The following is a 26,729-nucleotide window of genomic DNA, read 5'->3' on the forward strand; positions in this document are numbered from 1 at the left end:
TCCGTGAAGGCGGCCGTACCGTTGGCGCCGGCGTTGTGTCGAAAATCATCGAATAATCGGTAGGACGGGCTTCAGCCCGGCGCATCGATAAAACTAAAGAAGGCCGCTCCCTCAGGGGGCGGCCTTTTTACTTGGATTGTGTCGTGGGTGCATAAACTTGGCTATGCAGGACAAAACCCTCTGATCGGCTTAGATTACGCCAGCCAATACCAACCGAACGATATCTTCGCGTTTAAGACTGCGCGCGCGCAGTTCGGCATCACTCATCAGCCAATAGGCGCGGATTCTGCGGGTTGCCGATCTGGTTTCAGACAGTCTGCGCAGGTTGGAACGGAGGCGACGACTCAGCAGTTGCCACAATGCGGCAGGGCTAAGGTCATGCGGGCGGTAAACGGTGGATTTGGGCATAAGAGCGTTTCGTTGCGTTTTGATTGAACCAGTACAATCTACGCACCCGTGTATTTGCCAGCTAGCCCCGCCCGGTCATATCCGCTGTGCGTCTGGCGCAATGGCCCAGCGTTTCCGCTGGGCCATGGTATGCAAATCAAATCGCAGCTTTTGCCGCTGCACGAACAGCCTGGATGTTGTCCCCATAAACGTCCGGTTGTGAAACCGAGCCGCCTTTGAAGACAGCAGATCCCGCAACCAGCACGTCCGCGCCCGCAGCCGCGACCAGAGGGGCTGTGTTCGGGTCCACACCGCCGTCAATCTCAATATGGATAGGGCGGTCACCGATCATCTGACGCAGGCGGCGCACCTTTTCGGTCAGGTCGATGAATTTCTGGCCGCCGAAGCCGGGGTTCACTGTCATGACGCAAACAAGATCAGTCAGGTCCAGCAGATGCTCGACCGCTTCGGCCGGGGTGCCGGGATTGAGGGCAACGCCAGCTTTCATGCCAGCGGCACGAATGGCCTGCAACGTGCGGTGCGTGTGCGGGCCAGCTTCGACATGGGCTGTGAGGATGTCTGCACCGGCATCTGCATAGGCGTCAATATACGGATCTACAGGCGTGATCATCAGGTGCACGTCCATCACCGTTTTTACATGAGGACGAAACGCTTTGACGGCGGGGGGGCCAAAGGTCAGGTTTGGCACGAAATGGCCATCCATCACGTCAACATGGACCCAATCTGCGCCCTGTGCTTCGATCGCCTGAATCTCGGCGCCGAAATTGGCAAAGTCGGCGGACAGAATCGACGGAGCGATTTTGATGCTGCGGTCAAAGGACATGTTTGGCCTCGTGTCAGGATAAAGAGTCGGCCCGCATATACCTGCGATATGCGGGGAAGGGTAGGGCCAACAACAGCGAGCGCTGCGTTACAAAACTTTCACCCAATCGACACACAGCCGTTGAACACCGCCTTTAGCTAGCCGCCAACACATTTGGGGGTGGCTCGTGCTGCGAATAGAAAAACTGACGAAACGCTTTGGCGAAAATACGGCTGTGGATGCTGCTTCGCTGGACGTCGACAAGCCGTGCATGATCGGCATCATTGGACGCTCGGGCGCAGGTAAGTCGACCCTCTTGCGCATGATCAACCGCCTGACAGACGCCAGCGACGGAGAGATCATTTTTGAAGGCCGCGATGTAACCAAACTGAAAGGTCGCGAAAAGCGCGCGTGGCAAGCCGATTGCGCGATGATTTTTCAGCAGTTCAATCTGGTGCCGCGCATGGACGTGGTGTCAAACGTTCTGCATGGCACGCTGAACCGGCATTCAACGCTGGCCACCATGTTCAATCTGTTTCCGATGGACGATATCCACCGCGCAATCGACATTCTGGATCGTTTGGGCATCGCCGAACACGCACCCAAACGGGCCGAGGCGTTGTCGGGCGGTCAGCAACAACGTGTCGCCATTGCGCGCGCCTTGATGCAGGATCCAAGCATCATTCTGGCAGATGAACCGATCGCCTCACTTGACCCGATGAACGCTCAGGTCGTCATGCAGGCGTTGCGCCGCATCCATGAAGAGGACGGCCGGACAGTCATCGCCAACCTGCACACGCTGGACACCGCACGCCGCTATTGCGACCGCGTCGTTGGAATGCGCGACGGGCGTATCGTTTTCGACGGCCTGCCCGAACAACTGACAACCGGTGTCGCGCGTGAGATTTACGGAGCCGATGCCAGCTTCTCGGAAGAGGCGACATCGACCGAGATCGAGACGCTGGATGCGACTCAAAAGGCCCTGATGGAAGCGGAAGCAACCGTCTGAGCCGATCCCCCCTTTCATCGACCGGCCGATGAAAGGCCGGCATATCAAACCGGAGAGAGACAGATGAAAAAACTGATTGCTGCCCTTGTTGCGACAACTGCGATCGCCGCCCCAGCCATGGCTGCGGATATCAACGAATTTCGCATCGGCATTCTGGGCGGTGAAAACGCTCAGGACCGTTTGAACAACAACGAATGCCTGCGCGAATACACCGAAGAAGCGCTGGGTGTGGAAACCAAGCTGTTTGCGCCTGCCGATTATGACGGCGTGATCCAGGGTCTGCTGGGCGGCACCATCGACATGGCGTGGCTGGGTGCCTCGGGCTATGCGAAAACCTATCTGTCCGACCCCGAAGCGGTTGAGCCGGTTCTGGTCAAGGTCAACACCGACGGCGGCCATGGCTACTACTCGATCGGATTTGCCCGTAAGGACAGCGGCATCACCTCGTTGGACGACATGAAGGGCAAGACCTTCGGCTTTGGCGATCCGAACTCGACCTCGGGCTACCTGATCCCGTCCATCGAAATCCCTGCCGCCACTGGCGCGACCATGGACTCGGGCGACTATTTTGGTGAGGTGAAATTCACCGGCGGCCATGAGCAGACCATCGTTGCCGTAAACAACGGCGATGTTGATGGCGGCGTGACCTGGGCTGACGGGCTGGGCGATTGGGAAGACGGCTATAAGTCGGGCGCGCTGCGCCGTGCTGTTGATGCCGGTCTGGTTGACATGAACGACATGGTCCAGATTTGGAAATCCAAGCCGATCCCCGAAGGCCCGGTTGTGCTGCGCACCGCCCTGCCTGCGGATGTGAAAGAGAAAATGACTGCTCTGATGGCGGGTCTGGCCGAGAAAGACCGCGAGTGTTTCTATGGCGTTGCCGCGGGTGAAGCAAAGGCGTTCGAGCCGATCACCCACGAGGCGTATGAGATCATCATCGAAGCACGCAAGCTGAAGTCCAACTAAGCCTGCATACCCCAAAGACCGGGGTCCGGTGTCGAAACCGGGCCCCGTTTCCCACTCAGGAGCATTCCATGACAGACCTGACCGCAGGGCCCCCAACCGTCGACCAGATCCGGGCCGACTATTCCGAGATGACGCGACGCAAGCGGGTCTATGGTGGTATCCTTCTGATCGTATTCGTGGCGTTGATGGCTGCAGGGTTTCGCACCGCCGATGACCGCAACGCAGGCAGCTTTGTGGACGGCTGGCACCGCATCTTTGACTACCCCGCCGAAGTTCTGTCCGAGGCCTGGGACAAGATCGACGCGCTGCCCGCCAACTTGATCAAGTTCTTCCCGGCGCTGGTCGAGACGATCAACATTGCTGCTGCGTCCACGTTGATCGGCACTATTGCGGGTACGTTCCTGGCGCTGATGTCCACACGGGGTATGGCGCTCTGGCCTGCGCTGATCCCGCTGTTCCGGCGTATTGCCGATATTTGCCGCGCAATTCCTGAGATTGTGATCGCGCTGGTCCTGATCTTTATTCTGGGCGGCGGTCCGGTGCCAGCGATGATCGCCATAGCAATCCATACGGCAGGAGCGCTGGGTAAGCTGTTTTCCGAGGTGAACGAGAACGCATCGTTGAAGCCGGTCGAGGGGCTGCATTCGGTCGGGGCCAACTGGTCACAGCGGATGTATCTGGGTGTGATCCCTCAGGTGGGACCGAACTATGTCAGCTATGCCTTGCTGCGGTTCGAGATCAACATCCGCGCCTCGGCCATTCTGGGCTTCGTCGGCGCGGGTGGTCTGGGGTACGAGCTGCGCAATTCGATGTCATGGGGGCAGGGGCGCTATGATGAGGCTGCCGCGATCTTCCTGTTGCTGTTTGTCACCATCGTTGTCGTCGACCAAATCTCGGGTCATCTGCGTGATCGCCTGACTCACGGATCCGAGAAAGGAGCGCGGGCATGAGCACCTTCGCCACAAATCTGACCATTGATGAGCTGAAGGCCGAAGCTGACCATCTGTTCAGCCGCAAACGTCTTGTGAATTTCGGTCTGCCGTCGCTGGTGCTGGCTTATCTGATCTATGTGTTCTTCGCTTTCGACGTGCCCGGTCTGGCCGAGCGTGCGAATTGGGAAAACGGCAAGACGTTGGTGGCCGACAGCTATAGCTACAAAACCCATATCGAGCGCGATAACCGCACCGGAGAAATCTCAGCCGCTATCGAAGGCGAGCGCAAGGGTGCCTATCCCGTGGGCGAAGCGCCAGATTGGGTCACGCTGGGCGAAACCACGGTGATTGATCTGGAGGACGGTCACGTCGTGCGGTTCGGCCCCGAGACCGTCGAATACGATATCCCCGGATACGGCACTGTCCGTGCCACACCCACGCGTGCAGCAGGTGTACAGGCCGAACTGCCTGCTGGCGATGTGCCGGACTGGATCAACATCTCGAAAAACAGGATGGCGATCACGACGGATGCGGGGCGGCTGACGGCGACGCGGAACCGGTCCGAAGTCTTCCGCTACTTCACCGGATGGGAGCTGTTCTTCTTTACTCTCGACAGCCCCTACTACGGTAAATCCTTCCCGCAACTGGTTGGGCTGGCCGCGAATGGTGAGGCGAGGGCGATCCTGAACGATTTCTGGACCAACAAGATGTGGCGGCATCAGGACGTGGCATGGGCCATTTTCGAGACGATTCTGATGGCCTTCCTTGGTACGCTGGGTGCAGGCATGGTCGCGCTGCCGCTGGCCTTCCTTGCAACGCGCAACTTCAACCCGCTGAGGTCGGTTCGGTTTATGACCCGCCGCGTGTTCGACTTTGTCCGTGGCGTAGATGCCTTGATCTGGACCGTTGTGCTGGCACGGGCGTTTGGTCCCGGTCCGCTGACGGGCGCGCTGGCCATTCTGGTGACCGATACCGGAACCTTCGGCAAAATCTTCTCGGAAGCGTTGGAAAATGTCGATCAGAAACAGATTGAAGGCGTCCAGTCCACGGGGGCCAACGCGCCGCAACGGTATCGTTTTGGGGTGATCCCGCAGGTGACACCCGTGCTGCTCAGCCAGTTGCTGTATTTCCTTGAATCCAACACGCGCAGCGCGACCGTGATCGGTGCCATCACGGGTGGTGGGATCGGATTGCTGCTGACCCAAGCGATCATCACGCAGAAAGACTGGGAAGAGGTCGCTTATTACATCGTCCTGATCATCCTGATGGTTATGCTGATGGATTGGTTCTCGGGTTGGTTGCGCAGGCGTCTGATCCAGGGGGAAACTTCGCCCAAACGTAAGAAGGCAAAGCCCGTCAAAGCAGGCTGAACTGGCACAGGCAGAGGGATCAAAAGATGGCGCGTCTTCGTTCGGATCAACCTTTCATTCACCCCGGTTGCACGATCTCGAACAGTGCATTTGGCGCGTATGTTGAGATCGGAGCAGGGACGCGGGTCGCGAATTCCGTGGTCGGGGATTACTCGTATTGTGATCGAACTTGTGACATTGCCAATGCCGAGATCGGGAAATTTGCCAATATAGCCAGCTTTACCCGGATTGGGGCAACGGATCACCCGATGGAGAAAGCATCGCTGCACCATTTTCTCTATCGGTCGGCTGATTATTGGAATGATGCCGAGGACGACGCCCAATGGTTTGCCCGTCGCGCAAGCCGGGTCACGACGATCGGGCATGATACCTGGATTGGACACGCGGCAATCATCAAACCCGAAGTTACCATTGGTCACGGCGCAGTCGTCGCATCGGGTGCGATCGTTACCAAAGACGTCGCGCCCTATACAATCGTCGGCGGCGTCACGGCACAACCGATCCGACGCCGGTACCCCGAGGCCGTGGCCGAGCGGATGATGAACCTTGCTTGGTGGGACTGGGACAATGCGCGTCTTCGCGCAGCGCTGCCGGATTTTCGCGCGCTGGGGGCCGAGGCGTTTTTAGATAAATATGAAAGCGTTCCCGCCTGCTGATACTGCCGATCTTGGCCGCTACGGTCATTGAAGGCAGGTACAGATTTCAACTCAGTCTTCGTTCAATGTCAGCGTCACGCGGTCGCCCGCGAACACCGTCCGGCCATATTCCACGGGCACGCCGTTTGTGTCGGCGTTAATGCCTGTGGAATACAGAACCGGTGCGCCCTCGGTCAGGCGGAGGTGCAGGGCTTGCGTGGCCGTCGCAGCCCGCGCCGTCAGGCGGGTTGAGACGCGGGTGTAATCCTGAACGCCGCACACTTGCAGGGCTTTTGTCACCGATTGCGTCTCGGACAGGGCCACAAGGATATTGGGCAGGCGGTCGGCTGGAAATACACTTTGAAACAGACCAATGGGCTGACCATCAGCCAATGACAGACCATCGTAGACATGAACTGTCGCGCCCGGCTCAAGGTGCAACGCCTCGGCTTCGGAGTTGTCTGCTGTTCGGGTGGTGAGTGTCAGTATCTTCTTTCCGGGGATCTTGCCGCTGGCCGATATGCTCTGGTGATACCGCACGCGTTTTCCGATTGGGTAATCCGTTGGACGCGCGGTCACGAACACGCCTGCGCCGCGTCTGGAATGCACCAATCCCTGATCGGACAGGTCCGACAATGCGCGCCGAACGGTATGCCTGTTAACGCCATGCTGCGAGGCCATCTGCGCCTCGGTCGGAAGTTGGTCACCGGTTTTGTACCGCCCTTCGGCGATGTCCGATGTCAGGCTTAATGCGATGCTTTTCCAGACCGGAGTTTTTCTCATGTCACCAAATCTTCACAGTTCCCCGGATTGCGAGTCGCCCCGGCTGGGTGTATTATTTGTCTAGTTGTATAGTGCGCATAGACAACCCGGCCAAGAGGGTTTGATGGTGGTTCAGATGAAAACAGAAGATATCGCGCGCAAGGAATGGATGGGCCTGCTGGCCCGTGTGCCGTCCGAGGCGCTGATTGCGAAATGGGGCGAGTTCGACCTGCGTCCTGATTTTGAGTGGCTTCGTCGACCCGAAGTGGGCGGGGTCATGGTGCGGGCGCGCACTGGCGGAACCGGCGCGGCGTTTAACCTTGGGGAAATGACCGTCACGCGCTGTTCATTGGCGCTGGATGACGGGACAGTCGGGCACGGATATGTGCAGGGTCGCTCTAAATCAAAGGCTGAGGTGGCAGCGCTAATTGATGCGCTGATGCAGACCGACATTGCAGAAAAAGTCCGGTCACAGGTGATCGAGCCTCTGGCCGAAATGATGCAAGCCGCAAAAACCAGCCGCGCGGCAAAGGCTGCCGCCACAAAGGTAGAGTTCTTTACTCTGGTTCGGGGAGAGGATTGATGACCACGCAATCCCAGTTCTCAGGCGGTTTCAGTGAGGCGCCGATTCAGGCCGCACACGCGTTTCGGGCCGCGATGACGGCGATGGCACGACCGGGCGAGATACGATCACTGACCGGTGGGCTGCCGCCCAAGCCGCTGTCTGTCGCCGCAGGTACGTTATTGCTGACGCTTTGCGATCCTGAGACAAACGTTTATCTGGCCGGGTCAGCCGATACACCCGCCGTGCGCCAGTGGCTGACATTTCACACGGGCGCACCGGCCACGGGCGCTGCCGATGCGGATTTTGCCGTGGGAACCTGGCAGGATCTAGGGCAGCTGACAGCCTATCGGACTGGAACGGCCGAATATCCGGACCGGTCCGCGACCCTGATCGTTGAATGCGCCGAATTGGTCAACGCAGGCGCAACACTCAGTGGCCCGGGGATCAGGGATGTAGCGCGTTTGTCCCTGCCGGATATCCCGGCTTTGCAGGCCAATTCGTCTTTGTTTCCTCTGGGCTGCGATTTCTTTTTCACCTGCGGTAGCAAAGTTGCTGCCTTGCCGCGCAGCACGACAATTCGGTCGGAGGGTTAGGCGATGTATGTTGCAGTCAAAGGTGGTGAAAAGGCCATCGAAAATGCTCATTCCTGGCTGGCCGAGGAACGCCGGGGGTCAACGGATGTGGCCGAGTTGAGCATCGCGCAAATTCGCGAGCAGCTTTCCTTGGCCGTGAACCGGGTCATGGCCGAGGGGTCTCTGTTCGACCCCGATCTGGCGGCCTTGGCGATCAAGCAGGCGCGGGGCGATCTGATCGAGGCGATATTCCTGATCCGCGCGTACCGAACAACTCTGCCGCGGTTTGGGTATTCAATTCCGGTGGCCACGGGTGCGATGGCGTGCGACAGACGAGTCTCTGCCACCTTCAAGGATGCGCCGGGCGGACAGGTTCTTGGGCCGACCTTCGATTACACACACCGTTTGCTGGATTTCAAACTGGCGGCCGAGGGGGAAGTTCCCGACGCGCCGAAGGGCGCTCCGCGCGATGAACTGACGCCGCATCTTACGGAATTTCTGCAAGGTGAGGGGATCATTCAGGATGAGCCCGAAAACGATGAAACCCCTGACGATCTGACCCGGCAACCGATGGAATTTCCGTCCAACCGTCCGCTGCGGCTTCAATCCCTGACGCGTGGTGATGAAGGCTTCGTTTTGGGCATGGCATACTCGACCCAGCGCGGATACGCCCGCAACCATGCGTTTGTCGGGGAATTGCGCATCGGCAAGGTCACGGTTGAGATGGACATCCCGGAACTGGGATTCGCCATCGACATTGGTGAGGTTGAACTGACCGAATGCGAAACGGTCAACCAGTTCAAAGGATCAAAAATTGAACCGCCCCAGTTCACCCGGGGCTATGGCCTGGTCTTTGGTCAGTCCGAGCGCAAGTCCATCGCGATGGCTTTGGTCGACCGCGCCCTGCGCTGGGAAGAGTTGGGCGAAGACAACCTCGGCGCCCCGGCGCAGGATGAGGAGTTTGTCCTGAGCCACGCCGACAACATTCAGGCCACAGGGTTCCTCGAACATATCAAGCTGCCGCATTACGTGGATTTCCAGTCCGAGTTGGAACTGGTTCGAAAGCTGCGTCGCGAAGCCGAAGATCGCATCACGCCGAAGGAGGCAGCGGAATGAGCGAATACAATTTTGCCTATCTGGACGAACAGACCAAGCGTATGATCCGCCGCGCCATCCTCAAAGGTCTGGCGGTGCCCGGCTATCAGGTGCCTTTTGCCAGTCGTGAAATGCCGATGCCCTATGGCTGGGGTACGGGTGGGGTGCAGGTGTCGGCCGCGACTCTGACCCCGGATGACACGTTCAAGGTGATCGACCAAGGCGCGGATGACACCACGAATGCCGTTTCGATCCGCAAGTTCTTTGAGAACACGGCAGGCGTCGAAACCACCGAGGAAACCGAAAAGGCGAGTGTCATCCAAACTCGCCACCGCATCCCCGAGGCCAAGCTGCGCGAGGATCAGATCCTTGTCTATCAGGTGCCGATCCCCGAACCACTGCGTTTTTTGGAGCCGCGCGAGACCGAGACCCGCAAGATGCACAGCCTTGAAGAATATGGGCTGATGCATGTGAAACTGTACGAGGACATCAGCCAGCATGGGGCGATTTCAACCTCATACGCCTATCCGGTGAAGGTGTCGGGGCGGTATGTGATGGATCCATCTCCGATCCCGAAATTCGACAACCCCAAGCTTGAGATGGACGCGATCCAACTGTTCGGGGCCGGGCGCGAACAGCGTATCTATGCCGTACCGCCACACACCAAGGTCGTGTCCCTGGATTTTGAGGATTACCCCTTTGAGGCCACGAAAGCCGACCACCCCTGCGATCTGTGCGGGGCCGAAGACAGTTATCTGGACGAGGTTATCACCGATGATGCGGGCAGCCGAATGTTTGTCTGCTCTGACACCGATTACTGCCGCTCCCGACGTGAAGCGGGCCACACAGGTCGCATGACCAAGGAGGTTGCAGCATGACCCCTCTGCTACAAGTCAAAGACGTCGAGAGACGATACGGAACCCGGATCGGATGTTCGGGCGTCAGCTTCGATCTTTACCCGGGCGAGGTCATGGGGATCGTCGGTGAAAGCGGTTCGGGCAAATCGACGTTGCTGAATTGTTTGGCCGGTCATCTGGAGCCTGACGCAGGACAGGTTGTTTTTGACACACGCGCGGACGGGCCTGTGGATACGGTGACCATGTCGGAACCTGAACGACGGATGCTGGGCCGGACGGACTGGGCCTTTGTTCATCAGCATGCACGCGACGGGCTGCGCATGTCCGTCAGCGCTGGCGGCAATATTGGCGAGCGCCTGATGGCCGTCGGCGACCGTCACTATGGTCAGATCCGCGACCGGGCGATTGATTGGCTGGGCCGTGTCGAGATTGACGGAAGTCGGGTGGATGACCGCCCGACGGCATTTTCAGGCGGGATGCAACAGCGGTTGCAAATCGCGCGCAATCTGGTGACCGGCCCCCGGCTGGTGTTCATGGACGAACCGACGGGCGGGCTGGATGTGTCGGTGCAGGCCCGGCTGCTGGACTTGTTGCGTGGTCTGGTCCGCGAGATGGGGCTGAGTGCCATCATCGTCACTCATGATCTGGCCGTGGTGCGGTTGCTGGCGGACCGGCTGATGGTGATGAAGGACGGCCACGTGGTCGAGGCAGGATTGACCGATCAGGTTCTGGACGATCCGCAACATGCCTACACGCAGTTGCTTGTTTCAAGCGTGCTGCAGGTTTGAAGGGATAGGGCAATGATTGAACTGATTGGTGTGAACAAAAGTTTTACCCTGCACAATCAGGGCAGCGCAGTCATTCCGGTGATGGAGGGCGCGACGCTTAGTGTCTCGCCCGGAGAATGCGTCGCGCTGACGGGGGCTTCCGGCGCGGGCAAGTCGACCCTGATGCGGGTGATCTACGGTAACTATTTGGCTGCATCCGGGCAGGTTCTGGTCGGCGGGCTGGATGTGGCGCGGGCCGAGCCGCGCCAGATCTTGGCGCTTCGGCGCGAAACGCTAGGATATGTCAGCCAGTTCCTCAGGGTTGTTCCGCGCGTCCCAACGCTTGACGTGGTGGCGGAACCGTTGCTTGCAATCGGAACCGAAAAGCAAGCGGCGCTGGATCGGGCGGCCGCATTGCTGGCCCGGTTGAACATACCCGAACGGCTCTGGCAGCTTAGTCCAACGACGTTTTCAGGCGGTGAACAGCAGCGCGTGAACATTGCGCGCGGCTTTGCGCATACCTATCCCGCGATGTTGCTGGACGAGCCGACCGCCTCGCTGGACGCGCAGAACCGTGAGACAGTATTGTCCCTGATCGAAGAGGCCAAAGAGCGCGGCGCTGCCATCGTCGGTATTTTCCACGATGTCGAAGCTCGGAGTCGTGTGTGTGATCGGGAAATCGACGTGTCAGGGTTCACACCGGGAAAGGCCGCATGACCCGCGCCCCGGTCATAGCGATTGTCGGCCCGTCCGGGGTGGGCAAGGACAGCGTGATGGAGGCACTGGTTGCGCGTACGCCTGGAATTCTAAGAGTGCGGCGCGTGATTACCCGGCCAAAGGGCGAAGAGGGCGAAGATTTTGACCGGGTCGCTGAAGATGCCTTTCAACACATGGTGGCCGACGATGCGTTTATTTTGCACTGGTCGGCACATGGGCTGAATTATGGCGTCCCGCGTTCGATCGAGACCTTCAGACAAACCGTTGATGCGGTACTTGTGAACCTGTCGCGCGCTGTCTTGCTTCGGGCGCAGGAGGTGTTCGGCGATCTGATCGTAATCTCGCTGACCGCCGACCCCGAGGTTCTTGCCCAACGACTAGCAAGCCGTGGGCGTGAAAGCGCAGCCGAACAAGAACGACGTTTGGCGCGTGCGGAAACCAATTTGCCCGAAGGCCTTGTGCAGGTCTTTGAGGTCGATAATTCCGGCCCGTTGGATCACACGATTGATACTATTCTGAACCGGCTTCAGCCGGAAAGGACGTAACGATGGATCATGTGAAAGCACCCATCCTCAGCCTCGCCCACAAGGGCCAGATCCTTGATCTGAAACGGGTTTGGCAGCAAAGGCATAAGCCGGTCTTCCAGCGTATTCTGCACCTTGGACAGCGTAGGTTTGTCCAGACGCCCGCTGAGTGTGATGTGAAAGCGGAATGCCTCCATCACGTAGGGATAGCCCCATTGCACGAGATTGGCCTCTTGTTCCGGGATCAGACCTGCGCCGCGCCGGCGGTCAAGTTCGGATTGGGGCGCTGGTGCGCGAAATGCGTCCAGTTCCCGAACACAGCCAGCGGCCAGAGCATTCAGGTCGGTGGTGTCTCCGACAGGGCGAAGAGCCAGAAACCGGCCAAGACGTGCGATCTCAAGCCCGTCCAGAACCACAGGCGCGCGTGTGGTCGCAAATTCAGCACAGGCCGCGTTCAGACCGTCAAACGACTGCCCGACCGCCAGTCGGAATGGAGGCTTCATCGTCGCATGCAGCCCGTATTTTCGCGGAACCTCAGTCACCGAGGAAACGTCAACCCCGGCGATGTCCGGATGGGCCACGGCCTGTCCGGTCTCCATGTCCCAACCCAGCCATTGGGTCGCAAATTTTGTCCAACCGGCCTCGGCCGGGGGCGCAAAATAGATTGCGTATCGCGTGAATGTCACATTGGCCTCCTATGCGTGGCCTTCCCAATAGCTCAAACCGTGTGAAGTTCAGATGACAGAAGAAATGATCCTTGCCAATGCCACACTCGTTCTTCCCAACGAGACGCTAACTGGCAGCGTTCGGATTGCGGGTGAGACAATTATCGAGGTCGCGTCGGGTGCTGCGATTCCTGTAGATGCGATTGACTGCGAAGGAGATTATGTTTGCCCCGGACTAGTCGAATTGCACACCGACAATCTGGAACGTCACATTCAGCCGCGCCCCAAGGTCGACTGGCCCCACGCAGCGGCCATCCTCGCGCATGATGCTGAACTGGCCAGCACAGGGATCACCACCGTGTTTGACGCCATGCGCATCGGCTCGATCCCCAGCGGCCAGCGCTATAAGAAATATGCGCGCGACCTGTCCCGCGAGCTTTGGCAACTGCGCGAGCAGGACGCGCTGAAGATCAGCCATTTCCTGCACCTTCGGGCAGAGGTCTGTTCCGAGACACTGGTCGAGGAGCTTGACGAGTTTGACGCAGGCGACCGTGTGGGCCTTGTTTCGCTGATGGATCATACCCCCGGCCAGCGGCAGTTTCGGGACATGACCCAGCTTGAGGCTTATATGAAGGGCAAGCATGGCATGAATGATGACGACTTTCTTCAGCATGTCGCCCAACTCAAGGCGTTGCGCGAACGCTTTGGCGACAGGCACGAAGTCGAAACGGTCAAGGCCGCCCGGCGCTTTGGCGCGATGTTGGCGAGCCACGATGATACCACGGCTGCGCAAGTGCGCACATCCGCAGGGCATGGAATTACGTTGGCCGAATTCCCCACAACGGTTGAGGCCGCCCGTGCCTGCCACGATCACGGAATCAAGGTGATGATGGGCGCTCCGAATGTCATCCGGGGCGGGTCCCATTCCGGCAATGTCGCGGCGCATGAACTGGCCGAGCTTGGGCATCTCGACATTCTGTCGTCAGACTATGTGCCTGCCGCTCTTTTGCTGTCGGCGGCGCAATTGGGCGAGATGTGGGGGGACATGGCACGTGGATTGCGGACCGTGACGCAGACGCCTGCACAGGTCGTCGGATTGAATGATCGCGGCGAATTGCGCGTCGGGGCCCGCGCGGACGTCATTCGGTTCCGAATGCGCGAGGGCGCGCCTGCGCTAAATGGTGTCTGGTCGCGTGGACGCCGTGTGGCCTGATCAGGCTCTGTAGAACAGGTACCGGTCCGGGGCGATGGTGTCCGGGCCGCTAATCTGGTCGAACCCCACCAAGGGCTGACCCGAGATCAATAGCCCGCCCGGACGCATTACGCGCGCTATAAGGGGGCTGAGACGAGCCGCTTCGGCCACATCCTCGTCCTTGATGCCGCGCCCAAAATCATAGTGTGCCATCGCCATTTTTTGCCCACCAGCGGCCAGCTTTTCGAGCATGGGTTCCGCTTCGCCCTGCAAAAAATCCTCGGGCGGCGGAGTGCTGGATGGATGGCATTGCAGAACCCGGTCCATCACCCAGATGCGGCGGTCCGGCAAGATTTCTCTGAGGTGATCATAGGTTCGACCGTTTCCCAGACCCATATCCAGAACGTCCCCGATGATGTCGGATATCTGTTCGGCTGCCCAGTCCAGCCCATCTCTTTGGGCCGTCAGGCGGCGCAGCATGGAATCCAGTCGGCTCATTCGGGTCTCCGTTTTGTGTCGTTTTGCAGCGCGGTCCAGATAACGGCAGGCCCATCCAGAAGCCGGTGCAACAGGTCTCGTGTGAATGTCCAGATGTCTTCGTCATGAACAAGGTGATGGGTCAGAACACCAAAGGGTTCAGCGTTGTCGGTACGCCCCTCACGGCGATCCCGCAGCAGGTCCACGGCTTGGTTGATCAGGACGTCCGGGGCGATCAATCCCCGTGTTCTGCGCCAGTCAATCGGATCAAGATGCGTATTGACCTGCTGAAGTCCTGACACCGGGTAAGCGGCGTTTCGCGGTGTGGCAGTAGACAAAAACTGGTAACCCAAATCGGGCAGTTCTTTTACCACGTCTGGGGCAATTCGGTTCCATGGCGGTACGAACATCGGGCACAACCTTTCGCCGAACGATACTTTCAATCGGTCCAGCCCGTTTTGTGCATCCTTCAGTATCTCTGACATAGGTCGGTGCAGGCGGAATTCTGATTTCTTCTCGCCCTGCGGTGCGTGGTTTTGATGGGCCCATCCATGAACGACCGGGATCAGGCAGGGGTTGTCAGTGACATGGTCCGTCAGCGCGTCGCCCGCGTCATGTGGGATTACCGCCAGATGCACTGGCAAACCAAGCCTATCTGACAGGGCCGTCAGACGATCAAGCTGTTGTGTCGTGGTTGTTGCATCGTCGTCGCGCCACCAAAGAGGCAGCGACAGGCCCTTGTTGTGCCAGATCTCAAGTTCAACCATCAAAGGACGCCAATCGACGATCATGTGCGCCGCTCCCAAAGGGTCTTGGCGATGTCCACAGACTTTGCTGCACCGTTAAACCCAAATTCTGCGGCTGGTCTGGTTGGGGCATCAATAACCCGGCCTACCGCCGTCGCCAACGTGTCGCCGTTCAGGTCCTGACTTGGCAGAACGTCAATTGCGGGCAGGTTTGAAAGACTTCGCCCGCGTAAGGTTTGCTCAACCTCTTTGCCATCATCGAATGGCACGAATACTGCGGCTGTTCCGGTCTGAAGGATGTCGAGCGCGGTGTTATATCCGCACATGCTAACCGATGCGGCCGCGTGGGGCAGCATTTGACGGAAATCTGGTCGTACTCTTTCAAGTGTTACCGGAGCGTCGCCAACGTATTGGGACAGGTGATCAATGCGTTCGCTTGCGTCCTGTCCACCGACCAGCAGGCGCCAGCGCCTGCTGGACGTCTTTCTGGCGGCTTCGATGGCCGCGCGAAAGATCGGTTGCCCCACCGATCCCCCTCCGGCGCTGACAAGCACTTCGCCCCGACCCATGGCGTCGGGGTGCGGATCAGGTGCATTGGGCGCAACGAAGCCTGTGTAGAATAGCCGTTTCTCAAGCTGTTCCGAGACAGGCCAGCTTAGATCTAACGATACGGCTTTCCGATCGGAATGGACCAAAATGCCGTCATAGATTCCCAGCACGATCTGTTCGGTGCGTTCAGCCTTTGCAGGCTTGGACGGCGGAGCAAGAATATCCCGCACAGATCCCAGGATGACGGGTTTGGCAGGCAGTTCCTGTGCCGCTTCAACTGCTGCGCTGAATTCACCCGTCAACGACCTGCGCCCAAAGGGATAAAGCTCGGTGATTAGAATATCCGGCGCAAAGGATCGCACCGCCTCTACCAGCGCCCGTTTACGTGCCTGCACATAGGCGTCATCGGCAACGTCGCCTGTTTGGGTCAGCAGTCGTGTGAAATCCGTGCCGTCCGATCGCAAAGGTGGTAACCCGAACACCGTCATTCCGGCGCTGTCCAGTTGCGGCGCGGGCATCCCGCCGGAAACCAGCAGGACTTGATGGCCGTCATGCGCAAAGGCCCGCCCCAACGTGAGAGCGCGGCTCAGGTGCCCTGTCCCCAGCAGATGGGTGACGACGATCATCACTTTCATTCGGGAACCTCTGCCCGGATCAGGCGGACGGGCTCGGGGTCGGGGCGCATTGTATCCATATCAATGATATACAGGCGGTTGCGCTTGATTTTGAAGGGGGGAACCCCGCTAAAATCCCAACCCCAAGCCAGGGCCATAATGACCCGCATTATACCGATATGGCAGACCGCTACGGTATCTGCGCGCATTGAGTCCAGCCACGGGCGCAATCGCATCTTCACATCCGCAGGGCTTTCCCCGTTCGGAGGTCGAAAATCCCATCCCCAATCCTCGATATGACGATAGCCGCTGCCCGTATCAGCGATCAGGTCGACACCGCGCAGACCTTCCCAGTCGCCCCAGTTCATTTCGGTCAGTGCAGCGGACATCATGGGGTCCTGTCCTGATACCAACTGGGCTGTTTCGCGGGCCCGCGCAAGCGGGCTGGACCAAATGTCCGCCGTGTCCCACGGTTGCGGCAGGCTGTAGGTCGACAAGTCCTGGCGCGCTTCTTCGTCGAGTTGGATGTCGCTGCGCCCCTGTATGCGACCGGCGCGGTTCCACTCCGTATGTCCGTGGCGCAGCAGTGCAAGGCGGGTCATTGGCGTCCCTCAATCAATGGCCGTGCGGCCTGCCAGAACCTGTCAGTGGCCGCAGGCATGAGGTGTCGTGACGCAATCCGTTCGCGCGACATACGTCCGATTGATTGGCGCAGCGGCTTGTCATTCAGCAGGTCTTGAAGGCGCGTAGCCAACGCAGAAGGACCGGATTCCACCGACGGATAGTCACCCGGAGCCAAAACATCACGAACGCCCGGCCTGTCCTGAGCCACAACCGGAACACCATTGGCTTGTGCTTCTAGATAGATCATTCCATAGGCCTCATTCACGCCGGGCCAAACCAGCAGGGACGCGGTGTGGTAATGGGCCTGCAACGCGTCCCGATCCAGTTGACCCAGAAACTGCACCTTTGAACCGAAGGGGGACATCAACGCTTCGACCTCTGCGCGGGCCGGACCATCCCCCGCTAATTTCAAGGACCAATCGCCCTGTAAATGATCCAGCGATTGCGCCAAAATCTCGTATGAAGCCAGCTTGTCGCCGTGCCGCATCATTCCAACCGTCAGCATCGGTCCTGTGCATGTTGATAGGGCCGGCAGTTCTGAAAGTGGTAGGAACGGGGGCAGTTCCACCAAACGTTGGTTTCCAAACCTTTCCCGTTCCAGCGTAATCAGGTCGTTGGCGGTGTGGTAATAGATCACCTGGGCAGCGTCGCATGCATCGTGTGCAGCTTGCGCGAACCCGGCCCATGGGCCTTTCAATCTGCTTGTGGCGCGCGTGCTTTCCAATTGCACATAAGGGATGTTGCGGGCATTGCACACGCGGGGGCCCAGTAGGTCCGGCGCTTTGTAATAGTTGTGATAGGTCACCCAAAGCGCCGTTTCCGTAGGCAATTCTGTAATCAGTCTCTGCGACTCTGTCTCGGCTTGCTTGCGCAATGCCTCTTGGACGTCGGTGTCGCCGTTCTTGTCGTAGATACGCAGGCGCGACACCAGATCAACCGTGTCACCTTGCGCGCCAATGGCCTGCATCAGGTTGCGCGCCATTTCACGGTCACCCGAAGGAACCGGGCTGTCCGGTGATTTCATTGGCGTGTAAAAGGCGACGCGCGCCATTAGTCCGGACCCGCGCCAAGGGCGTTGAGCCGCTGGGAAAGACGCGCGATGCCTGGATCCATCCGAAAATCGGCGATGAGCCGGTCATAGGCAGCGTCTGCCATTGCTGCGGTTTCGCCGGGATCGGTGGCCATCTGGATCATAGCGGAAGCCAAGGCCGCAGGATCATCGTCGGACAAAACGCCATGCCGCCCGGTTTCGATGAACTCCGGGATCGCGGAGATGGGTGTGGACAGGATCGGCAGGCGCTGGGACGCGGCCTCCATCAGCACGTTGGGCAAGCCGTCCCGATCCCCATCTGACGCGATGCGGCTGGGCAGCACAAACAAGTTGGCTTCGCGCATGGCAGCGATGACTTCCGGCTGGTCGCAGGCACCTTTCCACGTGATCCGATGCGCGACCCCGGCGGCCAGCGCGCGTTCCTGCAGGGCCTTTCCCAAGGTGCCGCCACCAATATGCGTCCAGTGCCAGTTCAGCTCGCCCGGTAGCATGGCAAGTGCGTCGATCAGACGGTCGAACCCCTTCTTTTCGACCAGCCGCCCAACGGACAGCATATGAAACGGGTCATTCGGGGCGCGGGGCGTTCGATCTGGTGGGGGCGGGAACCGCGCCAGGTCCAACCCGTGATAGATCAGATCAACCCGCCTTGGATCGTCGGCCAGACTGCGTAGGTGTTCCGCCCCGACTGCGGTACAGGTCGCGCCAAACGCAGCGCCATGCGTGCTGGCCCGCAGTTTTTCGGATTTTTCCCAATCGGGCGAAGTCCAAATGTCCTTGGCGTGGGCGGAAAAGCTCCAGGGCAGGCCGCGCATGATGGCTGCATAGCGGGCGACGGATGATGGCGTATGCATGAAATGGGCATACAACGCCCGCGTCGCCTGCGGCAGTTCGGCGGCCAGAACGCACGCCTGCCCAAAGCGTCGAATGCGGTTATGCGTCGGGTCACGACGCAGGTCAGCACGCCAGACCCGATAGGCCTGAGCATAGCCGGGTAAGCCTTGGGCCAGGTGCCTGGCAGCCCGGACGCGATCAGGCTCTTGGTAAAGGTATTCGGGCAGATAGTGCACCCGACCCTCGAACCGATCATGCAGCGGGTGGCGTTTCACATCAGTCGGATGCCGCAGGGACCAGATATCAAAGCGATGGCCTGCGTCCTGCAAGGCAACCAGTTCTTGCGCGATGAATGTCTCGGACAGGCGCGGCCACCCTTTGACCAGCACCGCCAGTTTCGGAGGGGTGGACGTCATCCGGTGGCCCGTTCCCGTTCACCACCCAGCAGGGCGTCAACACGGCTGGTGACATAATCCAACCCATCCAGCAGCCCGTCTTGAATGGCCTGAGAGGGCAGCGGCTGATGGGGTAGCGCGCGGATCGCCTGTACCATCGCGTCGGTTGTCAGCCCGTCCCGGTTTTCGTCCAGCATCCGAACCAGTCCCAGACCTTCCGCGCGCGAGGCCCGGATCCACTGTTCCAATCTTGGCGTTGTGCGCGGAACAATGACCGCGCGTTTGTCGAAAGACAGCACCTCGCAGAAGGTGTTGTAGCCCCCCATACAAACCACGCCAGCGGCACCCGCAAATAGTGTTTCGATCTGGGATTCAAAGCCCACGGCTGTCACGCGGCCATTCAGGGCGGCGACGCGTGTTTCAAAATCCTCGCGCAACTCACCGGACAGGAAAGGGCCATAGACCAGCACGGCCCGTGGGGAAAGGTCCGGGTCCTGTTCGTAGGCGGACAAAACCAGATTGACCATCGCCTTGCCGTCGCCACCGCCGCCCGGAGTGATCAGGATGTAGGGTTGCTCGGGCGGTTCACCTATTGGCCCCAGATCACGCCGCAGGTAGCCGGTCCAATGGATGCGGGATTGCGTAGCCGGGCTAAGGGGCAAGCCACTGGTGGGATCATAGATCGACCGCAAGCCATATACCCAGATTTCGTCATAGTATTTTTCGGTCGCGGTAACGGCTTCTTTCCGGCCCCACTCGGCTGCAAGAACTTCGGGTTCATCCAGAACATCGCGCAACCCCAAGACCAAACGTGTGTCCTTGGTTTGGTACAGCGTTTCAAGCGTTGGCAGCAGCTCACCGCGGAATCCGGTGGGTTCCTTGTCGACAATCAGGACGTCGGGTTCGAACTGCTGGACCGCAGTTTGTATCAAGCCTGCCCGCAGTTCCGTCACCTCTTCAATGCCCATGCCCATCGTTTGCGAGGCATAGGACCCATCAGCCCGTTTCGTCACCCCGGGCAGGCGGACGTGGTCCACGCGGCGCGGAAATGTGAATCGGCCCGCGACCGGTGATCCTGTCAGGATTAACGCAGATGCGCTCGGGTCAGCCTGCGTAATCGCCGAGGCCAATGCACGAGACCTGCGCAAATGGCCCAGTCCAAACGTATCATGGCTGTAAAACAGGATGCGGGGCGCACGGCCGATTGTATCTTTTTGTCTTCCTAGGCTCATGCTTTCGCCTGTCTTAGTGTTCCGGTGCAGCTCCGCGCGTTTGCACCTGTATCGTATATGTTTTCCCTGCGCTTGCAAAAACTCGGTTGAGATAACCCGAAACCGGTAAGCATTGCGATTTAGCTACATCTTAGTTGTGATTTGCCAGATATTCCCTGTCCTACATCAAACACAGAGCGCAGGCATCAGTTTGCAGTCCGTCTAACGGGTCATATGCAGTTTTTTCTGGGTTGAAAACACTTCAATTGGCGTCGGTGCACCCGAGACACGAATAGACACGATCACGAGAAGCGCGAGGCTGAATATTTGAACACCGCGTCACGCTTCTGTAGTGTTTTGTGCAAATGCCGAACTGAATCGAACACCTGATGAAACTTAGATTTTTTGCCGTTCTCGCCCTGTTGGTCTGGATAATGCCAGTGGTTTTGGTAAATGGGGCTGCAGCGCAGACCTCGCTTATTCCCGGATACGGCGCCGCCACAAGCACCACCAAAGACACGACTGACGAAGGCGATCTGGCCGCCGCAATTCGGTCAGCCACTGAAAGTGGCGCCAGTGTCATCGTGATCGACAGCGCAGGTCAGATCGTTTCAACGGGTGCGCAACAGGACACCTCGGCCGAATCCGAGCCGCATGACCCGATGGCCGAAGGTTCGCAACTTATGAAGGCGCAGGAGCGGCTTTCGAAGTTCCGCGAGTCGATGGTCTCGCGGCTCGAGGCGTTGCCATATTCGATATTCGAAGTTCAGTACATTTTGCGGCAGACCAGCCCGGACGGACGCATTCAAACATATGTCGAGGTTCTGTTCTGGAATGTCCTTTTCCTGCTGCTGGGGCGTTGGCTGTCCACCGAGATTTACGGCAAACGTATTGCCAAGAAGATCGTCGTTGCGCGGTCCAAGGAAAACCCGCAGGGGTATCGCGAAAAGATGCCGTTTTTGGTGTTCCGCTTCTTGATGGGGATCGGAGCCACGGTCTTTGCAATGTTGATGGCGCTGATCGTCGGGTATTTGTTCTTCGGTGAGGCCGAAGATATCTCGATTCAGTTCACGGTCACGGCGATATTCACAGCATTCTTCCTGTCTCGAACGGTGTCGGACCTTTGGCGTATGGTGCTGTCGCCGTATCTAAGCCAGTACCGACTGCCGCCGTTTTCGGATCGGGATGCCAAGCGGCTGTATATCTGGGCATCCGCATTGGCGACCTATGACATCACCGTGGTGCTGTTTTCGACATGGGTTGCGGATTTCGGCCTGAATTACAACGTCTATGCCATGGTCTATGGCGGCCTGACGATGGTTGGCGCGCTAGGCAATGTGCTGATGATCCTGTTCAACGCGCGCTCCATATCCAATGCCATCCGCGGGGGCAGGGCACCGGATCAAGTGTCATGGATTTTGCGGTTTATCTCGTTCGCCTGGGCCCCGGTTCTGATCGTTTACATGGTGTTTAGCTGGTTCAAACTGGCGGTCGATCTGGTGCTGGAGAACGACAATTCGATTCCCATTGTCGCAAGCAGCTACGCCATCTTCATGTCGGTCGTCATTGCGTATGGCGCGATGAACTACCTTCTGGAACGGTATTTCGACCGCAATCGCAAGATTGAAGAAATGAATGCCGAGGCCGAAAGGGATGAGGAACCCGAAATCATTGACACACCGCTGGCGGAGCGGCGCAAGCACTCGATCGTGACGTATGAGGACCTGGCTCGGCGCGTCGCTGGTATTCTGGCCTTTGTCGTTGGTCTGTATGCACTGGTGGTGATCTGGAACCCGGATGCAAGCTGGAGCGAGGACCTGCCCATCGAGCGTGCCCTCGACGTGATGGTCATCCTGTTCATCGGGTATATCCTGTTCCATTTCTTCCGCGTCTGGATCGACAGCAAAATTGCCGAAGAGATAGATGACGGTGGGGGTGAGGCCGAGTTGGGCGATGAAGGGGGCGAAGGCGGGCAAAGCCGATTGGCCACGTTGCTGCCGCTGTTCCGTGGCGCGATCCTTGCCGTAGTTGTCGTGACCATCGCACTGATTGCCCTGATGGAACTGGGCATCAATGTCAGTCCCCTGTTTGCAGGTGCGGGCGTCGTGGGTCTGGCTGTGGGCTTTGGTTCGCAAACGCTGGTGCGGGATATCTTCTCGGGCGCGTTCTTCCTGATGGATGATGCGTTCCGTAAGGGAGAATACATCGACATTGGTGATGTGAAAGGAACGGTTGAGAAGATCTCGGTCCGGTCGTTCCAACTGCGTCATCATCTGGGCGCGCTGAACACCATTCCCTTTGGCGAGATCAAAGTTTTGACTAACTATTCCCGCGACTGGGTGATCATGAAACTGCCGCTGCGGGTGACGTATGACACGGACGTTGAAAAGGTGCGCAAGCTCATCAAGAAACTGGGTCAGGAATTGCTGAGTGACCCGGTGATTGGTGACAATTTCATCCAACCGCTCAAGTCGCAGGGCGTGATCGAAATGCAGGATTCCGCGATGATCATTCGGGTCAAGTTCATGACCAAGCCGGGTGATCAGTGGCTTGTGCGTAAGAAGGTCTATCAGGACATCCGCGAGCTGTTCGCCCGTGAAGGCATTCGCTTTGCCCACCGCGAGGTTACGGTTCGTCTGGCCGACGAAAAAGGAGCCGAGGACCTGACACCAAAACAGCGTGAGGCCGTAACTGGTGCGGTGCAGGCTGCGATTGACGAGGATTACCTCGACGATATCGGCCCGGGTGGTGGTGATGATCGCTAGGGGCGTCTCCCGCCCCTTTGGATTGAGCCTCTGACGAGGCACTGCCCAAAGCGTTGGGCCGGGCCGCGCGTGCCGCGCGGCGGGCGCGCTACGACTTAGATGTCAGCCAGTTGGGTTGGGACGAGCCTAGTTTCGACGCAGGCAGGGGCCAGTCCATGTTTGCCTTTCCCACACTGAGGGCAGGTTTCAGGCGGTGGCCTTTGCCCCAGCCCGAGTTCTCGGGCGTGTCAGAAAAATCGGCGGGCATGGCCTGCGTTATGTCTTCTGAAGTTTCGGATTTGGCGAGGCTTGCCAGTAACTCGGCTGTGCGAGCCAGCGACAGCCGGGCCTGCATGACAGACCCACCCGATGCGGCCTCGGCCAGCGCGGAAAGAATGGCAGCTGCCATCAGATAGCCGGCTGCGTGATCCAGTGCCTGCACAGGCAGCGGCGTCGGCTTGTCGGATTTTGCCCAGACGCGCCCTGCGTCTGCGATTCCGCTGCTCATCTGTACGAGGCTGTCAAAGCCACGCCGACTGGCCCACGGTCCCTGCCAACCATATGCGTTCAGGGTGACTTCGACGCGGTTTGGGGCAAGTTCGTCCCGCTTTGCCTGTGTCAGGCCAAGCGCGTCCAAAGCGCCGGGTCGGTAACCGTGTACAAACACATCCGCTTGCGCCAGAAGAGACTGCAATTGCTCAATGCCTGCGGGTGATTTAAAATCCAGATAGGTACAGCGCTTACCCAAAGAGATATCTGGGATCACGCCGGGCTCGTCCCAGCCCGGAGGATCAACGCGAAGTACCTCGGCCCCGAACCCGGCCAGGGTGCGTGTGGATACTGGCCCGGCCAGCACGCGGGTCAGATCGAGAACACGGAGGCCCGACAGCGGGCGATCTGCCGTCGCTTGCGGCCTGTCGCGCAAGGTAATCTGGCGGGGATTGGTCCACCCGATCAAGGGATCGCGGGACGCGGCGCGCCCCTGCGGATGATCCAACCAGTCCGAACGGCTGCGCATGGCGGCGGCAACGCCACCCTCTGCGACGATCGCGGTTTCGAGGTCAGAAATCGCCCAGGTTTTCACTGCCTCCGATACGGCCTCACGCTCCGGTTTGGCACCCAATACTTTCAAGGCCGCCGCCCGGTGACGGGGTAGATTGGTATGCAGTCTAATCCACCCATCCGCGGCCTGATAATCCCCGGCGATGGCGTCCCAAAGGCTTGGCATGTCCCATCCGTCCGGCTTGAAGGAAAACCCATACCAGAGCGAGGCCAGCCGATGATCAACCGAAACCTCTGGCGCGCTGGGGGCAAGGTTCAGCGCAGCAATCAAGCGGGCCAGTTCCTGACCCACAGCGGCGAAACTGGCGGTTGCCAGTTCGGAGACTGCATAAAGACTGGGCCGGGAACCCGATCCCGTTGTCAAATAACCATCTGATGCGGGAAGGGCAGAGATCAGGGTCATTGCTGATAAGGGTCCAGACTGTCCCGCAGCCCGTCGCCAAGGAAGTTGAAGGCCAAAACCACAACAATGATCGGAAGCATCGGGATCGCCGTCCATGGGTAGATCTCGATCGAAGCGAGGTTCTGGGCATCGTTCAACATCACACCCCAACTGACGGCAGGGGCCCTCAGGCCAAGGCCAAGGAAGCTGAGCGCCGTTTCCCCAAGTATCATGGCTGGGATCGACAGAGTGGCGGAAGCGATCAGGTGAGACATAAAGTTTGGTAACAGGTGCTTGCGGATCACCCGGCCCGAGCTTGCGCCCATCATCTCGGCGGCGCGGACATATTCCTCTTCCCGCAAGGACAGGAATTTGGCGCGCACGGATCGCGCCAGACCGGGCCAATCGAGTATCCCGAGAATGATCGAGATGATGAAGAAGACCGCAACCGGACTCCAATTTGATGGCACCGCAGCCGACAGCGCCAACCACAGCGGAAGTTCTGGGAGAGAGCGTAGAATTTCGATCACACGGTTGATAACCCAGTCGATCTTTCCGCCAAAGTACCCGGCCATGGACCCGAATAAGATGCCAAGGAAGAAGGAAACAGAGATACCAATCAGGCCCACCGTAAGCGACAGTTGCGCGCCGTATAAAATTCGGCTGAACACATCGCGGCCCAAACGGTCAGAGCCCCACAGAAACAGGGTTGCGCCCTCGGGCGGACAGAACAGGTGCGTATCCGTTCGGATCAGCCCCGCCAGCTTGTATTCGGTTCCTTCGCAAAAGAACCGGATTGGTCGCGGGTCTTCCTCATCTGGAATGAACTTCCACTGGAATGTCTCAAGGTCAGCCTCGGCGACGATTGGATAAACAAAAGGTCCGACGAACTTTCCCTCGTGGAAAAAGTTGATGCTTTGCGGTGGGGCGTAAAGGTGTTCGTCGTTGCGCTCATTCGGGCCATAGGGGGCGATGAACCCCGCAAACGGCAGCATCAGATAGCACAGCAACAGGAAGATGCCAGAGATCAGACCCAGCTTGTGCGTTCTGAATTTTCGCCAGACCAAAACCCAGTTGGGCGCGTCCAAATCCGCGCGCTCAAGTTGTTGGAGGGCGGCATCCGGATCGAACGGAGCGTCGTCAACAAAGCGGCCGTCGGAACGTTTGGTCATGCCTCGCGCCCCTCATAGCGAATGCGCGGGTCCAGCATGACCAGCAGAATGTCAGAGATCATGGTTCCGATCAGGGTTAGCAGGGCCACGAACATCAGGATAAAGGCAGATAGGAACTGGTCCTGCGTTTTCAGCGCGGTCAGCAAGGTCGGGCCGATGGTCTGCAAACCCAGAACGACCGACACCAGTACCGAGCCGGATACCATTGACGGCAGCAGGTTACCGATATCCGCCACAAAGGGATTGAAGGCCACGCGCAGCGGGTATTTCGTTAGCATCCTCGACGGAGACATCCCCTTGGCGATTGCCGTTTCCACGTAAGGTTTACCCAATTCATCCAGCATATTGGCACGTAGGCGTTGCATCATGGCAGACGCGCCGGACGTGCCGATCACGAATGTTGGGACAATCAGGTGAACCAGAATTGACTTCATCTTGTCCCAGCTCATTGGCTGGCCCTCGAAGGACGGGTCCATCAGGCCGCCGATCGGCAAGTTGAAGTAGCGGTGGCCGTAATAGAACAGGATCAGAGCCAGCAGGAAGTTCGGCGTGGCCAGTCCAAGATACCCAACAAACGCCGAGGTATAGTCGATCCACGTCCGGGACCGGGCCGCGGCGATGACGCCAAGCGGCAAGGCGACCGCGTAAACGAATAGAATGGCGGCAAGGTTAACCACGACGGTCAGCCACAAAGTGTCGCCAACGATTTCGGCTACGGGACGGTCAAATTCAAAGGACCAGCCGTAATTGCCCTGTATCAGGCCCTCGAACCCGTGGGGACCGGGCCAGAAACCCATCCAGATCAGATACTGCTCCCACATCGGGCGGTCCAATGCGTATTCCGTACGCAGAAACTCGGCCTTGGCTACGCCTGCAGACTGGCCCGATGCCTGAAGCTCGGCGATCTGGTTACTGAGATAGTCGCCGGGCGGCAGGTTGATAATCACAAAGATCAGTACCGACACCAACAAAAGCGTCAGCAGCATCGTGAAAAAGCGATACACCGCATAGCGCAGCATTACCATTTAGCTGC

28 protein-coding genes are annotated in these 26,729 nt (G+C 58.8%); 14 read left to right on the plus strand and 14 right to left on the minus strand.

What is annotated here, in order from left to right:
• Positions 1 to 189: 189 nt before the first annotated feature.
• Entirely contained in the window at positions 190 to 408 is a 219-nt protein-coding gene (locus tag GOV88_RS15730) for a hypothetical protein (protein ID WP_171121721.1), read from the minus strand.
• Positions 409 to 544: 136 nt separating this feature from the next.
• Positions 545 to 1,231 (minus strand): ribulose-phosphate 3-epimerase, encoded by a 687-nt coding sequence (gene rpe / locus GOV88_RS15735; protein WP_171125889.1) that lies wholly within the window; start codon positions 1,229 to 1,231, stop codon positions 545 to 547.
• 166 nt (positions 1,232 to 1,397) lie between these two features.
• On the opposite strand from rpe, the gene phnC reads away from it, so the two are divergent.
• From phnC to GOV88_RS15760, 5 genes are all read left to right on the plus strand, one after another.
• Positions 1,398 to 2,219, plus strand: coding sequence for a phosphonate ABC transporter ATP-binding protein (gene phnC, locus GOV88_RS15740; RefSeq protein ID WP_171241017.1), 822 nt, complete (start codon positions 1,398 to 1,400; stop codon positions 2,217 to 2,219).
• Between the two features lie 63 nt (positions 2,220 to 2,282).
• Positions 2,283 to 3,185: a phosphonate ABC transporter substrate-binding protein gene (gene phnD / locus GOV88_RS15745; protein WP_171241018.1), complete on the plus strand. Its 903-nt coding sequence runs from the start codon at positions 2,283 to 2,285 to the stop codon at positions 3,183 to 3,185.
• Between the two features lie 68 nt (positions 3,186 to 3,253).
• Positions 3,254 to 4,135, plus strand: a complete 882-nt coding sequence (phnE, locus tag GOV88_RS15750; protein WP_171241019.1) for a phosphonate ABC transporter, permease protein PhnE — start codon at positions 3,254 to 3,256, stop codon at positions 4,133 to 4,135.
• Complete coding sequence (gene phnE / locus GOV88_RS15755; protein ID WP_171241020.1) at positions 4,132 to 5,487, plus strand: phosphonate ABC transporter, permease protein PhnE; 1,356 nt, start codon at positions 4,132 to 4,134, stop codon at positions 5,485 to 5,487. The genes phnE (GOV88_RS15750) and phnE (GOV88_RS15755) overlap by 4 nt, the downstream gene beginning before the upstream one ends.
• 26 nt (positions 5,488 to 5,513) lie before the next feature.
• Positions 5,514 to 6,143 (plus strand): chloramphenicol acetyltransferase, encoded by a 630-nt coding sequence (locus GOV88_RS15760; protein WP_171241021.1) that lies wholly within the window; start codon positions 5,514 to 5,516, stop codon positions 6,141 to 6,143.
• A gap of 51 nt (positions 6,144 to 6,194) precedes the next feature.
• Here GOV88_RS15760 and phnF read toward each other — a convergent pair whose 3' ends face one another.
• The gene (phnF, locus tag GOV88_RS15765) at positions 6,195 to 6,905 is read right to left on the minus strand and encodes a phosphonate metabolism transcriptional regulator PhnF (protein WP_171241022.1); all 711 of its coding nucleotides are present in this window, start codon (positions 6,903 to 6,905) and stop codon (positions 6,195 to 6,197) included.
• Positions 6,906 to 7,020: 115 nt separating this feature from the next.
• Between phnF and phnG the strand changes: the two genes are divergently transcribed.
• The 7 genes from phnG to phnN are packed head-to-tail and all read left to right on the plus strand — an operon-like array spanning position 7,021 to position 12,002.
• A complete protein-coding gene (phnG, locus tag GOV88_RS15770) occupies positions 7,021 to 7,467 on the plus strand; it encodes a phosphonate C-P lyase system protein PhnG (protein WP_171241023.1) in 447 nt (148 codons plus the stop codon).
• Positions 7,467 to 8,042 carry a phosphonate C-P lyase system protein PhnH gene (phnH, locus tag GOV88_RS15775; RefSeq protein ID WP_171241024.1) on the plus strand — a complete coding sequence of 192 codons (576 nt, stop codon included), beginning with the start codon at positions 7,467 to 7,469 and terminating at the stop codon, positions 8,040 to 8,042. Before phnG ends, phnH begins: the two co-directional genes overlap by 1 nt.
• Positions 8,043 to 8,045: 3 nt before the next feature.
• The gene (locus GOV88_RS15780; RefSeq protein WP_171241025.1) at positions 8,046 to 9,137 is read left to right on the plus strand and encodes a carbon-phosphorus lyase complex subunit PhnI; all 1,092 of its coding nucleotides are present in this window, start codon (positions 8,046 to 8,048) and stop codon (positions 9,135 to 9,137) included.
• Positions 9,134 to 9,994, plus strand: a complete 861-nt coding sequence (locus tag GOV88_RS15785) for an alpha-D-ribose 1-methylphosphonate 5-phosphate C-P-lyase PhnJ (protein WP_171121732.1) — start codon at positions 9,134 to 9,136, stop codon at positions 9,992 to 9,994. The genes GOV88_RS15780 and GOV88_RS15785 overlap by 4 nt, the downstream gene beginning before the upstream one ends.
• A complete protein-coding gene (phnK, locus tag GOV88_RS15790) occupies positions 9,991 to 10,761 on the plus strand; it encodes a phosphonate C-P lyase system protein PhnK (protein WP_171241026.1) in 771 nt (256 codons plus the stop codon). Before GOV88_RS15785 ends, phnK begins: the two co-directional genes overlap by 4 nt.
• Before the next feature lie 12 nt (positions 10,762 to 10,773).
• Positions 10,774 to 11,457, plus strand: a complete 684-nt coding sequence (gene phnL, locus GOV88_RS15795; RefSeq protein ID WP_171241027.1) for a phosphonate C-P lyase system protein PhnL — start codon at positions 10,774 to 10,776, stop codon at positions 11,455 to 11,457.
• Positions 11,454 to 12,002, plus strand: coding sequence for a phosphonate metabolism protein/1,5-bisphosphokinase (PRPP-forming) PhnN (gene phnN / locus GOV88_RS15800; RefSeq protein ID WP_171121735.1), 549 nt, complete (start codon positions 11,454 to 11,456; stop codon positions 12,000 to 12,002). Before phnL ends, phnN begins: the two co-directional genes overlap by 4 nt.
• Here phnN and GOV88_RS15805 read toward each other — a convergent pair.
• Positions 11,984 to 12,667, minus strand: a complete 684-nt coding sequence (locus tag GOV88_RS15805) for a DUF1045 domain-containing protein (protein ID WP_171241028.1) — start codon at positions 12,665 to 12,667, stop codon at positions 11,984 to 11,986. The genes phnN and GOV88_RS15805 overlap by 19 nt on opposite strands.
• Before the next feature lie 52 nt (positions 12,668 to 12,719).
• Between GOV88_RS15805 and GOV88_RS15810 the strand changes: the two genes are divergently transcribed.
• Positions 12,720 to 13,859, plus strand: coding sequence for an alpha-D-ribose 1-methylphosphonate 5-triphosphate diphosphatase (locus GOV88_RS15810; protein ID WP_171241029.1), 1,140 nt, complete (start codon positions 12,720 to 12,722; stop codon positions 13,857 to 13,859).
• Here the strand turns inward: GOV88_RS15810 and GOV88_RS15815 are convergent, their stop codons facing one another.
• The 7 genes from GOV88_RS15815 to GOV88_RS15845 are packed head-to-tail and all read right to left on the minus strand — an operon-like array spanning position 13,860 to position 20,357.
• Positions 13,860 to 14,336 carry a class I SAM-dependent methyltransferase gene (locus GOV88_RS15815; protein WP_171125861.1) on the minus strand — a complete coding sequence of 159 codons (477 nt, stop codon included), beginning with the start codon at positions 14,334 to 14,336 and terminating at the stop codon, positions 13,860 to 13,862. It lies immediately after the preceding gene.
• On the minus strand, positions 14,333 to 15,106 hold the full coding sequence (locus GOV88_RS15820) for a polysaccharide deacetylase family protein (RefSeq protein WP_171125859.1): 774 nt from the start codon (positions 15,104 to 15,106) through the stop codon (positions 14,333 to 14,335). Before GOV88_RS15820 ends, GOV88_RS15815 begins: the two co-directional genes overlap by 4 nt.
• Entirely contained in the window at positions 15,103 to 16,245 is a 1,143-nt protein-coding gene (locus GOV88_RS15825; protein WP_171241030.1) for a glycosyltransferase family protein, read from the minus strand. Before GOV88_RS15825 ends, GOV88_RS15820 begins: the two co-directional genes overlap by 4 nt.
• The gene (locus GOV88_RS15830) at positions 16,242 to 16,826 is read right to left on the minus strand and encodes a histidine phosphatase family protein (protein ID WP_171121741.1); all 585 of its coding nucleotides are present in this window, start codon (positions 16,824 to 16,826) and stop codon (positions 16,242 to 16,244) included. The genes GOV88_RS15825 and GOV88_RS15830 overlap by 4 nt, the downstream gene beginning before the upstream one ends.
• Complete coding sequence (locus tag GOV88_RS15835; RefSeq protein ID WP_171241031.1) at positions 16,823 to 17,899, minus strand: glycosyltransferase family 4 protein; 1,077 nt, start codon at positions 17,897 to 17,899, stop codon at positions 16,823 to 16,825. The genes GOV88_RS15830 and GOV88_RS15835 overlap by 4 nt, the downstream gene beginning before the upstream one ends.
• Positions 17,899 to 19,146, minus strand: a complete 1,248-nt coding sequence (locus GOV88_RS15840) for a glycosyltransferase family 4 protein (RefSeq protein ID WP_171241032.1) — start codon at positions 19,144 to 19,146, stop codon at positions 17,899 to 17,901. The genes GOV88_RS15835 and GOV88_RS15840 overlap by 1 nt, the downstream gene beginning before the upstream one ends.
• The gene (locus GOV88_RS15845) at positions 19,143 to 20,357 is read right to left on the minus strand and encodes a glycosyltransferase family protein (RefSeq protein WP_171241033.1); all 1,215 of its coding nucleotides are present in this window, start codon (positions 20,355 to 20,357) and stop codon (positions 19,143 to 19,145) included. Before GOV88_RS15845 ends, GOV88_RS15840 begins: the two co-directional genes overlap by 4 nt.
• Before the next feature lie 368 nt (positions 20,358 to 20,725).
• On the opposite strand from GOV88_RS15845, the gene GOV88_RS15850 reads away from it, so the two are divergent.
• The gene (locus tag GOV88_RS15850) at positions 20,726 to 23,101 is read left to right on the plus strand and encodes a mechanosensitive ion channel domain-containing protein (RefSeq protein ID WP_171241034.1); all 2,376 of its coding nucleotides are present in this window, start codon (positions 20,726 to 20,728) and stop codon (positions 23,099 to 23,101) included.
• Positions 23,102 to 23,189: 88 nt separating this feature from the next.
• Here the strand turns inward: GOV88_RS15850 and GOV88_RS15855 are convergent, their stop codons facing one another.
• Genes GOV88_RS15855 through GOV88_RS15865 form a run of 3 tightly spaced genes read right to left on the minus strand, consistent with a single transcriptional unit; the run spans position 23,190 to position 26,721 of the window.
• Positions 23,190 to 24,545, minus strand: coding sequence for a CoA transferase (locus GOV88_RS15855; RefSeq protein WP_171241035.1), 1,356 nt, complete (start codon positions 24,543 to 24,545; stop codon positions 23,190 to 23,192).
• Complete coding sequence (locus GOV88_RS15860; RefSeq protein WP_171121747.1) at positions 24,542 to 25,696, minus strand: ABC transporter permease; 1,155 nt, start codon at positions 25,694 to 25,696, stop codon at positions 24,542 to 24,544. Before GOV88_RS15860 ends, GOV88_RS15855 begins: the two co-directional genes overlap by 4 nt.
• Positions 25,693 to 26,721 carry an ABC transporter permease gene (locus tag GOV88_RS15865; protein ID WP_171241036.1) on the minus strand — a complete coding sequence of 343 codons (1,029 nt, stop codon included), beginning with the start codon at positions 26,719 to 26,721 and terminating at the stop codon, positions 25,693 to 25,695. Before GOV88_RS15865 ends, GOV88_RS15860 begins: the two co-directional genes overlap by 4 nt.
• Positions 26,722 to 26,729: the final 8 nt, after the last annotated feature.

The sequence above is a fragment of the Ruegeria sp. HKCCA5491 genome (genome assembly GCF_013034565.1).
GTDB lineage: Bacteria > Pseudomonadota > Alphaproteobacteria > Rhodobacterales > Rhodobacteraceae > Ruegeria.

Bases quoted from the DNA above. Each gene is read 5' to 3' on its own strand.
- GOV88_RS15730 (WP_171121721.1), bottom strand. From the start codon at position 408: ATGCCCAAATCCACCGTTTACCGCCCGCATGACCTTAGCCCTGCCGCA.
- rpe (WP_171125889.1), bottom strand. From the start codon at position 1,231: ATGTCCTTTGACCGCAGCATCAAAATCGCTCCGTCGATTCTGTCCGCC.
- phnD (WP_171241018.1), top strand. From the start codon at position 2,283: ATGAAAAAACTGATTGCTGCCCTTGTTGCGACAACTGCGATCGCCGCC.
- phnE (WP_171241019.1), top strand. From the start codon at position 3,254: ATGACAGACCTGACCGCAGGGCCCCCAACCGTCGACCAGATCCGGGCC.
- phnE (WP_171241020.1), top strand. From the start codon at position 4,132: ATGAGCACCTTCGCCACAAATCTGACCATTGATGAGCTGAAGGCCGAA.
- GOV88_RS15760 (WP_171241021.1), top strand. From the start codon at position 5,514: ATGGCGCGTCTTCGTTCGGATCAACCTTTCATTCACCCCGGTTGCACG.
- phnF (WP_171241022.1), bottom strand. From the start codon at position 6,905: ATGAGAAAAACTCCGGTCTGGAAAAGCATCGCATTAAGCCTGACATCG.
- phnG (WP_171241023.1), top strand. From the start codon at position 7,021: ATGAAAACAGAAGATATCGCGCGCAAGGAATGGATGGGCCTGCTGGCC.
- phnH (WP_171241024.1), top strand. From the start codon at position 7,467: ATGACCACGCAATCCCAGTTCTCAGGCGGTTTCAGTGAGGCGCCGATT.
- GOV88_RS15780 (WP_171241025.1), top strand. From the start codon at position 8,046: ATGTATGTTGCAGTCAAAGGTGGTGAAAAGGCCATCGAAAATGCTCAT.
- GOV88_RS15785 (WP_171121732.1), top strand. From the start codon at position 9,134: ATGAGCGAATACAATTTTGCCTATCTGGACGAACAGACCAAGCGTATG.
- phnK (WP_171241026.1), top strand. From the start codon at position 9,991: ATGACCCCTCTGCTACAAGTCAAAGACGTCGAGAGACGATACGGAACC.
- phnL (WP_171241027.1), top strand. From the start codon at position 10,774: ATGATTGAACTGATTGGTGTGAACAAAAGTTTTACCCTGCACAATCAG.
- phnN (WP_171121735.1), top strand. From the start codon at position 11,454: ATGACCCGCGCCCCGGTCATAGCGATTGTCGGCCCGTCCGGGGTGGGC.
- GOV88_RS15810 (WP_171241029.1), top strand. From the start codon at position 12,720: ATGACAGAAGAAATGATCCTTGCCAATGCCACACTCGTTCTTCCCAAC.
- GOV88_RS15815 (WP_171125861.1), bottom strand. From the start codon at position 14,336: ATGAGCCGACTGGATTCCATGCTGCGCCGCCTGACGGCCCAAAGAGAT.
- GOV88_RS15820 (WP_171125859.1), bottom strand. From the start codon at position 15,106: ATGATCGTCGATTGGCGTCCTTTGATGGTTGAACTTGAGATCTGGCAC.
- GOV88_RS15825 (WP_171241030.1), bottom strand. From the start codon at position 16,245: ATGAAAGTGATGATCGTCGTCACCCATCTGCTGGGGACAGGGCACCTG.
- GOV88_RS15830 (WP_171121741.1), bottom strand. From the start codon at position 16,826: ATGACCCGCCTTGCACTGCTGCGCCACGGACATACGGAGTGGAACCGC.
- GOV88_RS15835 (WP_171241031.1), bottom strand. From the start codon at position 17,899: ATGGCGCGCGTCGCCTTTTACACGCCAATGAAATCACCGGACAGCCCG.
- GOV88_RS15840 (WP_171241032.1), bottom strand. From the start codon at position 19,146: ATGACGTCCACCCCTCCGAAACTGGCGGTGCTGGTCAAAGGGTGGCCG.
- GOV88_RS15845 (WP_171241033.1), bottom strand. From the start codon at position 20,357: ATGAGCCTAGGAAGACAAAAAGATACAATCGGCCGTGCGCCCCGCATC.
- GOV88_RS15850 (WP_171241034.1), top strand. From the start codon at position 20,726: ATGAAACTTAGATTTTTTGCCGTTCTCGCCCTGTTGGTCTGGATAATG.
- GOV88_RS15855 (WP_171241035.1), bottom strand. From the start codon at position 24,545: ATGACCCTGATCTCTGCCCTTCCCGCATCAGATGGTTATTTGACAACG.
- GOV88_RS15860 (WP_171121747.1), bottom strand. From the start codon at position 25,696: ATGACCAAACGTTCCGACGGCCGCTTTGTTGACGACGCTCCGTTCGAT.
- GOV88_RS15865 (WP_171241036.1), bottom strand. From the start codon at position 26,721: ATGGTAATGCTGCGCTATGCGGTGTATCGCTTTTTCACGATGCTGCTG.